6 protein-coding genes are annotated in these 7,020 nt (G+C 74.2%); 1 reads left to right on the plus strand and 5 read right to left on the minus strand.

The window, feature by feature from the left end; translation table 11 throughout:
* Positions 1-224 precede the first annotated feature (224 nt).
* The 5 genes from proC to ABZY13_RS33200 all read right to left on the minus strand — a co-directional run bounded on the left by proC (position 225) and on the right by ABZY13_RS33200 (position 4,383).
* The gene (gene proC / locus ABZY13_RS33180) at positions 225-1,037 is read right to left on the minus strand and encodes a pyrroline-5-carboxylate reductase (RefSeq protein WP_356637483.1); all 813 of its coding nucleotides are present in this window, start codon (positions 1,035-1,037) and stop codon (positions 225-227) included.
* 99 nt (positions 1,038-1,136) lie between these two features.
* Positions 1,137-1,931, minus strand: coding sequence for an ABC transporter permease (locus ABZY13_RS33185; RefSeq protein WP_356637485.1), 795 nt, complete (start codon positions 1,929-1,931; stop codon positions 1,137-1,139).
* Positions 1,928-2,737, minus strand: a complete 810-nt coding sequence (locus ABZY13_RS33190) for an ABC transporter ATP-binding protein (RefSeq protein ID WP_356637487.1) — start codon at positions 2,735-2,737, stop codon at positions 1,928-1,930. Before ABZY13_RS33190 ends, ABZY13_RS33185 begins: the two co-directional genes overlap by 4 nt.
* A 32-nt stretch (positions 2,738-2,769) precedes the next feature.
* Positions 2,770-3,540, minus strand: coding sequence for a class I SAM-dependent methyltransferase (locus ABZY13_RS33195; RefSeq protein ID WP_356637489.1), 771 nt, complete (start codon positions 3,538-3,540; stop codon positions 2,770-2,772).
* Positions 3,541-4,014: 474 nt separating this feature from the next.
* A complete protein-coding gene (locus ABZY13_RS33200) occupies positions 4,015-4,383 on the minus strand; it encodes a hypothetical protein (RefSeq protein ID WP_356637491.1) in 369 nt (122 codons plus the stop codon).
* Positions 4,384-4,534: 151 nt separating this feature from the next.
* Between ABZY13_RS33200 and ABZY13_RS33205 the strand changes: the two genes are divergently transcribed.
* Positions 4,535-6,721 (plus strand): PQQ-binding-like beta-propeller repeat protein, encoded by a 2,187-nt coding sequence (locus ABZY13_RS33205; RefSeq protein WP_356637493.1) that lies wholly within the window; start codon positions 4,535-4,537, stop codon positions 6,719-6,721.
* Positions 6,722-7,020: the final 299 nt, after the last annotated feature.

The raw sequence follows: 7,020 nt of genomic DNA on the forward strand, positions 1-7,020 counted from the left end.
GGCCGTTCCGACGTCTCAAACCTTAGCGGATCCTCCCGGCGATTCCCAATCGGGCCGCCGAGCCCCTATTCGAATTGAATTCGGGCACGCCGAAAACAATCCGGGAAGGAGATCCTGCTGTGGTGTGAGTGCTGTCCGGGGACCGACCGGGGTCGGCGCTCACGTCGGACAACTCGGAGAACCTTACGGATGGGCCCCAGGCGTGTCAACTCGAGGCCCGGGGGTCAGTCCTTCTTGCCGGAGGCCAGGGCGCGGCTGCGGTCGCGGGCGGCCTCCAGGGCCGCGATGAGGGCGGCCCGGACGCCGTGGTTCTCGAGTTCGCGGATGGCGCTGATGGTGGTGCCGGCCGGCGAGGTGACGTTCTCCCTGAGCTTCACGGGGTGCTCGCCGCTGTCGCGGAGCATCGTCGCGGCGCCGATGGCGGACTGGACGATCAGGTCGTGCGCCTTGTCTCGGGGCAGGCCGAGGAGGATGCCGGCGTCCGTCATTGCTTCGACGAGGTAGAAGAAGTAAGCGGGGCCCGAGCCGGAGAGGGCGGTGCAGGCGTCCTGCTGGGACTCGGGGACGCGGAGGGTCTTGCCGACGGCTCCGAAGATCTCCTCGGCGTGGGACAGGTGGGCCTCGTCGGCGTGGCTGCCTGCGGAGATGACGGACATGGCCTCGTCCACGAGGGCGGGGGTGTTCGTCATGACGCGGACGACGGGGGTTCCGGCGCCCAGGCGTTCCTCGATGAAGGACGTGGTGATGCCTGCCGCCCCGCTGACGATCAGACGGTCGGCGGGGACGTGGGGGGCCAGTTCCTCCAGGAGGGCGCCCATGTCCTGCGGCTTGACCGTGAGGATCAGGGTGTCGGCGGTCTTGGCGGCTTCCGCGTTGGTGACCGGAGTGACGCCGTAGCGGGTGCGGAGTTCTTCGGCCCGTTCCGCGCGGCGGGCGGTGACCAGGAGGTCGGCGGGGGTCCAGCCGGCGCGGATCATTCCGCTGAGCAGGGCTTCGCCGATCTTGCCGGTGCCGAGGACTGCGACTTTCTGGGTCATGGCTGCGGTGCCCTCCGGGGTGTGCGTCGTCCGGGGTCATCCTCGCACTCGGGACCCGGGTGGGACGGGTGTGTCCGGTGGGCGGGACGTCGTGGGGCGTCAGGTGGTGCGGCGGCGCAGGGTGGCGGCGCCCAGGGCCAGGACGAGGAGGGCGCAGCCGGCGACGATCAGGACGTCGCGGACGAAGGCGGCGGTCATGTCGGTGTGCCGGAGGACCTCGTTCATGCCGTCGACGGCGTACGACATGGGGAGGACGTCGGAGATGGCTTCGAGAACGGGGTGCATCTTGTCCCTGGGGGTGAAGAGTCCGCAGGTGAGGAGCTGGGGGAAGATCACGGCCGGCATGAACTGCACCGCCTGGAATTCCGAGGCCGCGAAGGCCGAGACGAACAGGCCGAGGGCTGTGCCGAGGAGCGCGTCGAGCAGGGCGACGAGGAGCAGCAGCCAGGGGGAGCCGGTGACGTCGAGGCCGAGCGCCCACAGGGCGAGGGCGGTCGCGAGGGCGGACTGGACGATCGCGAGGGCGCCGAAGGCGAGGGCGTAGCCGGCGATGACGTCGCCCTTGCCGAGGGGCATGGCGAGGAGGCGTTCGAGGGTGCCGGAGGTGCGTTCGCGCAGGGTGGCGATCGAGGTCACCAGGAACATGGTGATGAGCGGGAAGATGCCGAGCAGCGAGGCGCCGATGGTGTCGAACGTGCGCGGGCTGCCGTCGAAGACGTAGCGCAGCAGGATCAGCATCACGCAGGGGATGAGGATCAGCAGCGCGATGGTGCGCGGGTCGTGGCCCAGCTGGCGCAGGACGCGTGCCGCGGTGGCGGTGGTCCGGGAGGCGCTCAGCGGGCGGGTGGGCACGGGGGCGGGGCGTACGGCGGTCGTGGGGGCGGTGGTGCTCATCGGGTGCTCTCCTTCGTGCGGTCCTTGGCGCTGGCCTCGTCCACCAGGCGCAGGAAGGCGGCTTCGACGGTGTCCGCGCCGGTACGGGTGCGCAGGGCGTCGGGGGTGCCGTCGGCGAGGATGCGGCCGCCGCGCATGAGGAGGAGGCGGTGGCAGCGCTCGGCCTCGTCCATGACGTGGGAGGAGATGAGGAGGGTGGCGCCCCGGTCGGCGGCGAGGGAGTGGAAGAGATCCCACAGGTCGCGACGCAGGACCGGGTCGAGGCCGACGGTGGGTTCGTCGAGCACCAGCAGGTCGGGGGCGCCGAGGAGGGCGACGGCGAGGGAGACGCGGCTGCGCTGGCCGCCGGAGAGGTTGCCGGCGAGGACGTCGGCGTGGCGGGTGAGGTCGACGTCGGCGATGGCCCGGGTGACGTGGTCGTGGCGGCGTTCGGCGGCGGGCCGGCCGGGGTCGAGTATCGCGGCGAAGTAGTCGAGGTTCTGGCGGACGGTCAGGTCGTCGTAGACGGAGGGCGCCTGGGTGACGTAGCCGATGCGGGTGCGCAGGGCGGGGTGGCCGGCGGGGTGGCCGAGGACGTGGAGGGCGCCGGTGACCTTGGCCTGGGTGCCGGCGATGGCCCGCATGAGGGTGGACTTGCCGCAGCCCGAGGGGCCGAGAAGCCCGGTGATCCGGCCGCGTGGGACGGCGAAGTCGAGGCCGTGCAGGACCTTTCGGGCGCCGCGGGTGACGGTGAGGGCGTCGGCGCGGACGGCGGGCGGGTCGGGCGGGCCGCCCTCGGTGGACGGCCCGGCACTGTAATTCATCATGTGATGAATAATCCTCGCGGAGGCGGGGAGCGTCAAGGGGCGGCGGGCTCGGTACGGGCGACCTGGAGTTCGGTGTCGTAGACCTCCTCCACGACGCCGTCCGCGAACTGCCGCAGGAGGTGGTCGCGCTCGGCGGCGAGGAATGCCTCGGCGCGGGCCTTGCCGCCGGTCAGGAAGAGGGAGTGGCTGCCGAGGTTGGCGAGGTGGACGTCGACGGGGACGCGGCGGCTCCAGCGGACGACGCGGCGGGTGAAGGCGGAGAAGGGGGAGGAAGGAGGCGTCTCGGTCGGCCGTGGCGCGATCACGGGCTGGGGTTCGTCGTAGTGGCGTTCGATGCGGATCGCCTGCGCGGTGAGCCAGGGGACGTCCACTGCGGCGAAGTTCCACCACAGGGCGAGGGCGCCGCCGGGGCGCAGGACGCGCGCCGCCTCCGGGAGCGCGCGGGCCGGGTCGGTCCAGTGCCAGGCCTGGGCGTAGGTGACGAGGTCGGCGCTGGAGTCGGCGAGCGGGAGGGCGTTGCCGTCGCCGCGGACGAGCGGGAGGCCGGGGTGGGCGCGGTGGAACTGGGCGGACATGCCGTCACCGGGTTCGAGCGCGATGACGTCGGCGCCGCGGCCGTGCAGGAGGGCGGTGGCTATCCCGGTGCCGGCGCCCACGTCCACGACGCGGGCGCCGGTCAGGGGGCGGGCGGCGAGTTCCTCGATGGCGTCGAAGAGGGCGGGCGGGTAGCCGGGGCGGTTGGCGGCGTACTGGGCCGCGGCGGCGTTGAACGAGTGGGCCCGGGAGGGCGGTGTCGTCGGCATGCCGCCATGGTCGCCGGGGGCGGGAGTTCCACGACAGGCTCGCCCGGGGCGGAGTCGGGAGCCGGGGCGTCTGCGGGCGGGGTGCCGGTGCGGCGGTAGGTGCGTTGCGCGTGCCGGGCGAGGGCGGCCTCGCACTCCTCACCGTGGAGTCGCTCGCCGGGGCCTCGGGTGAGGGCCTGCAGACGGCGAACATCACGACGACCGTCAGCGTGACGAAGCGGCCGGTGCCGGCGAGGACGAGGCCTTGGCGGGTGAAGTGGAGGAGCAGGCAGGCGGGCAGCGCGGCGGCGAGGAACCCGACGGCGCGGCGGTCCCGGCGGCCGCGGTCGTGGTGCGCCCAGGTGGTGCCGAGGAAGCGCAGGGGGCTCGGGCCGGGGCCCGTGGGCCGGCCGGGGACGCCGTCGCGGTCGCTCACGCGCCGATGACGGCGTCCGGTACGGCGTCCGGCCGGTCACGGGCCCCGGCCCCGTGCGGTCAGCCGCAGCGCGGGGCGACGTAGCCGTCGCTTCCGGTGTTGACGTAGGCGTCGGAGACGTACTGGCCGTTGGTGATGGCGTCCCAGATGTTCGACGTGCCGTAGTAGCCGGTGACGGTGTCGCCCGGGCGCTGGCAGTAGATCGGCACGGAGATGCCCTCGGGCAGGATGCGCACGATCGGGTAGCGGATGCCGGGACCGCTGCGGACGTTGAGCTCGACGCCGGGCGCGACCTTGTAGTAGCGGACGGTGGACGCCGCGGTGGCGAGCCCGGCCTTCCCCGCCTCGCCGGTGTCCGCGGTGTCCCCCAGGTCCGCGGGCTGCTTGGGCTCCGGCATCGCGAGATCCGCGATGGTGGTGTCTTCCATGGCCGTGTCGGCCTCCCCCCGTTGGTTTCTTATGATCAGTTCACGCCAATTTCATATGGCGCCACGAGGCTAGCAAGCCACAGCAGTTTCGTACTGGTCATCGACTAGGCTCAGCGCGTCGCGCGTGCGGACGGACATCCGGGGGTGAGAGATGCCGCCATGGCGCAGCGCCGGCTCGGACGCGGAAACGGAATCGCGGCGATACGCCGGACAGTATCTGCTGGAGGACCGGCTCGGGTCCGGCGGCATGGGAGTGGTGCATCTGGCGCGGTCCGCCTCGGGGTTGCGGCTCGCGGTGAAGGTCGTGCACGGGGAGTTCGCGCAGGATCCGGAGTTCAGGGGGCGGTTCCGGCAGGAGGTGGCCGCGGCCCGGCGGGTGAGCGGGGCGTTCACGGCGCCGGTGGTGGACGCGGATCCGGATGCCGGGCAGCCGTGGATGGCCACGCTGTTCATCCCCGGCCCGACGCTGTCCGAGTACGTGAAGCGGAACGGCGCGCTGCCCGCCGCGCGGCTGCGGCAGCTGATGGCCGGACTCGCCGAGGCGCTGCGGGACATCCACCGGGCCGGGGTCGTGCACCGCGATCTGAAGCCGAGCAACGTGCTGCTCGCGGAGGACGGGCCGAAAGTGATCGACTTCGGCATCTCCCGCCCCTCGGACAGTGAACTGCGCACCGAGACGGGGAAGTTGATCGGGACGCCGCCGTTCATGGCGCCGGAGCAGTTCCGCAGGCCGCGGGAGGTGGGGCCGGCGGCGGACGTGTTCGCGCTGGGCTCGGTGATCGTGCACGCGGCGACCGGAAGCGGGCCCTTCGACTCCGACAGCCCGTATCTGCTGGCGTACCAGGTCGTGCACGAGGAGCCCGACCTCACGGGCGTGCCGGCGGAGCTGGCGCCGCTCGTCACCCGGTGTCTGGCCAAGGAGCCGGAGGACCGGCCGACGGCGGACGAGCTGATGGCGGAGCTGCGGGCGCTGTCGGCGTCCTACGACACGCAGATGTTCGTCCCGGAGCCGCGTGCCGTGCCGGACGGCGGCGGTCCGGCCGCGCCGCACGGCAGTGGTCCGGCCGAGCCGGACGCCGTGCCCACGCACCGGCGGCAGGCCCCCGTGCCCGCGGCCGGGGACGCGGGCCGGGAACCGCGCGCGGAGCGCAAGCGGCGCGCTCGGCGCGGGCCGTGGACGGCCGCCGTGGCCGCCGCGGCCGTGCTGGCGCTCGCCGGCGGGGCCGTCGCCCTGGTCAGGGCCGGGGACGGCCCGGCGCCGGCCGCTCAGCGCAAGGACAAGCCGTTCCGCGCCTGGGAGACCGACCTGCGGGCGCCCGGCGCCGAGGCCGGTGGGGTGCCGCAGTGCACGGCCTCGGCCGGGACCCTGTACTGCGCCCGCCCCGGCGTGCTGGCCGCCGCGGTCGATCCCGCCGACGGCAGCGTCGAGTGGGCGCGTGCGGGGGCCGGGGGCCAGGACCCGGACGGGGTCGCCGTGCCGCCCACGCTGTCGGGCGGGCTGCTGCACGTCCTCGACCGGGGCGGCAGTCGGCTCGCCGCCCTGGACCCGGCGACGGGCGACACCCGCTGGAGCCACGACGTCACGGCCCACGAGGGCCGGATCACCCACGTCGACGGCGTCGTCCTGCTCACCGGGCCCGACTCGCGGGTCACCGCGCTGGACGCCGCCACCGGCGAGCAGCGGTGGCAGCGCACGGTCGGCGGGCTGAAGCTGCCGTCGTTCCAGACGTACGGCGACGGTGTCGCGTACGCCGTGGAGCCGGACGGGGCGGACGGGACGCGGGTCACCGGTGTCGACCCGCGGACCGGCGCGGTACGCCTGGAGCAGCGGCTGGACGGTGCGCTGAGCCTGGTCGGCGCGCGGGACGGGGTGCTGTGGTTCACGTCGACGGCCGAGGCGTACGACGACACGGACGCCGTGATCCGCCACGACACCGGCGACGGCGGCACCCGGCGCATCCGGCTGAGCTTCCCGGTGGGCGGCGCGCAGGCCGTCGTCCACGGGGACACCGTCCACCTCCTGGGCGCCGTCGGCACGCTGGTCGCCGTGGACACGCGGGCCGGCGTCGAGTCGTGGCGGCTGGAGACGTCGGTGAGCTTCCCGTCGGCGCCGGTGGTCGCCGGGCAGCGGATCTACTTCAGCGCCGGGGACGGCAGGCTGATCGCCGTGGACGCCGCCCACGGCAGGCCGTCCGGCCAGACCCCGGCCCGCGCGGGAGAGGGGCGGGGCTCCCTGATGTCCGGCCTCTCGCTCCCCGTCGCCGCCGGGGGCGAGGTGTTCGCGGGGGCGCCGGACGGGACGCTGTTCGGGGTTTCGGGGGATCCGGCGGGGTGGTGAGGCGGGCGGGCTCGCCGACGGGCGCGGGCGACGCCCAAAACCGTGGACCGCGGGACGGAGGCCGGATTCACCCCCGCCCCTCCTCAACCGGCACGCACACTCGCTCTCCCCGGCAAGCGCCGCGCCGTCCTACGGCGGTCGGCCGGTCGCCCGGCGACAACGGCGGCCACGTTTTCGTGGCGGCCCGGGACGCGTATGCCCATCCCACGCGGACGGGCCCCCCCCCGAGGGGGCGTGGGGGGGGGCGTCCGCGTGGGGGGGGCGGTGGGGAAACCCACCGGCGGGGTGCGTCCCCGGGG

It is taken from the genome of Streptomyces sp. NPDC006610 (genome assembly GCF_040611575.1).
In the GTDB taxonomy this organism is placed as follows: domain Bacteria; phylum Actinomycetota; class Actinomycetes; order Streptomycetales; family Streptomycetaceae; genus Streptomyces.

Coding starts and splice junctions, on each gene's coding strand:
- ABZY13_RS33200 (WP_356637491.1), bottom strand. CDS start 4,383: ATGGAAGACACCACCATCGCGGATCTCGCGATGCCGGAGCCCAAGCAG.
- ABZY13_RS33195 (WP_356637489.1), bottom strand. CDS start 3,540: ATGCCGACGACACCGCCCTCCCGGGCCCACTCGTTCAACGCCGCCGCG.
- ABZY13_RS33190 (WP_356637487.1), bottom strand. CDS start 2,737: ATGATGAATTACAGTGCCGGGCCGTCCACCGAGGGCGGCCCGCCCGAC.
- proC (WP_356637483.1), bottom strand. CDS start 1,037: ATGACCCAGAAAGTCGCAGTCCTCGGCACCGGCAAGATCGGCGAAGCC.
- ABZY13_RS33185 (WP_356637485.1), bottom strand. CDS start 1,931: ATGAGCACCACCGCCCCCACGACCGCCGTACGCCCCGCCCCCGTGCCC.
- ABZY13_RS33205 (WP_356637493.1), top strand. CDS start 4,535: ATGCCGCCATGGCGCAGCGCCGGCTCGGACGCGGAAACGGAATCGCGG.